The organism is Aeromonas sp. HMWF017, from assembly GCF_003061465.1.
Lineage (GTDB): Bacteria > Pseudomonadota > Gammaproteobacteria > Enterobacterales > Aeromonadaceae > Aeromonas > Aeromonas veronii.
Genome location: NZ_QAJD01000139.1, coordinates 16,472 through 17,945, shown reverse-complemented (window position 1 = coordinate 17,945; position 1,474 = coordinate 16,472). Strand labels below are relative to the sequence as shown.

1 protein-coding gene and 1 pseudogene are annotated in these 1,474 nt (G+C 64.9%); both read right to left on the bottom strand.

What is annotated here, in order from left to right; all coding sequences use genetic code 11:
* A pseudogene (locus tag DBR30_RS22235) lies at positions 1 to 613 on the bottom strand (exodeoxyribonuclease V subunit alpha); the annotation flags it as partial.
* Positions 610 to 1,474, bottom strand: an 865-nt coding sequence (locus tag DBR30_RS22230) for a PD-(D/E)XK nuclease family protein (protein ID WP_258224435.1), incomplete at its 5' end; no start/stop codon positions are given. The gene DBR30_RS22230 and the pseudogene DBR30_RS22235, both read right to left, overlap by 4 nt.

Sequence of the window (1,474 nt, the reverse complement as noted above, 5' to 3'; positions counted from 1 at the left end):
AATCCACTTCATTGGGGAACACCAGATCCAGATACTTTTCGATAAAGTGGCGGGCCGAGAAGTCGGGGGCGAGGCGGGCTTTGAGCAGCGCAGCGAACACCAACCCATAGTCGCGGGCAAACAGCCGTGACAGGGCCGGGGCGATCTCCGGCCATTCGGCGCGTTCACTCAAAGCGCGCAGATGGCGGGCCACCCCCTGCTCATGATCGTGGTAACGGGTGAGGTAGAGCCGCCCGTGCCACAGCCGCAGCGGCCAGCGCGGAGCAAGCCCCTCATCCTGCTCGGTGCCAACCAAGGGACTCTCTGCAAACAGGGCGGGCCAGCGGGCAGGATCCGCCATATCCCCCAGCAGATCCCGGCTCTGCTGGGGATCCAGCCCGAACGGGCGCAGGGATCCGGCAGTCAACATTTCAAGCGGCAAACAGACATGGCCGCGCCCCAGCTCGAAGCAGGTGAGCGCAGCCCCCAGCACCAGCTCGGGGCTGCCGCCAAGGTCTGCCACCAGCCGGGCAAATTGCAGATCCAGCTGGCGGATGCGGCCAGCCAGCGCCAGTGTTTTCAACCGTTCAACCATCATTGCGCTGGCTGCGGTGCTGATCATGGTGCCGCTCATGCTTCTACCTCGTTCAATGCTTGGGATCCCGCTGCTGGCAGCTCACTGCCTTCGCGAAACAACTTATCCAGCCCCAGCACCAGTTCACGGCTCGGGCGGGTATGGAAAATGCCCCCCTGCGGCATGCCACGCAGGAACAGATAGAAGACCCCGCCAAAGTGCTGCTCGAAGTCGTAGCCCGGCAGGCGCAGGGTGAGCAGCCGGTGCAGCGCCAGCGAGTAGAGCTGGTATTGCAGGTCGTAGCGGTGCTCGGCCATCGCCCGCTCCAGCGCCGGACGGCTGTAATCGGCCGGGCTCATGCCGAGGTGGTTCGATTTGTAGTCGAGCAGATACCAGCGCCCCTGCCACTCGAACACCAGGTCGATAAAGCCCTTGAGCATCCCCTGCACGGTGGCAAAGCTGAGCGGCTTGTTGCCCCGCGACAACGGGTCGTGCTGCTGGCAGAGGGCCGTCAGCGCCGGTGCCGTCACCCGCCCCATGGGCAGGAAGAACTCCAGCTCCACCTGTTTGCGCTCGGGGGCCAGATCCCGCAGCCGCACCGGTTCGCCAAAGCCGGTATCGAGCGGGGTATCCAGCACCGCTTCGACCTGCTGTTGCAGCACTTGGGCCCAGCTCTCCTCGAAGCCATCCTGCGCCAACAGCGCGGCGATATGCTCCGCCAGCGGCTCGCCAGCGGCACTCTGAAAGTCGATGGTCTCGAACAGGCTGTGCAGCAGGGTGCCGGGGCGCGCCCCTTTCGGGAAGGTGAAGATGGAGGGCTGGGGCGCCTCGTCCGGTTGCTCGGAAGCCAATGCAGCCGCCTCGGTCACCACCTCGTCATCGAAGCCGGGATTGGCCAAGACACCCTTGCTGTGACCGTGA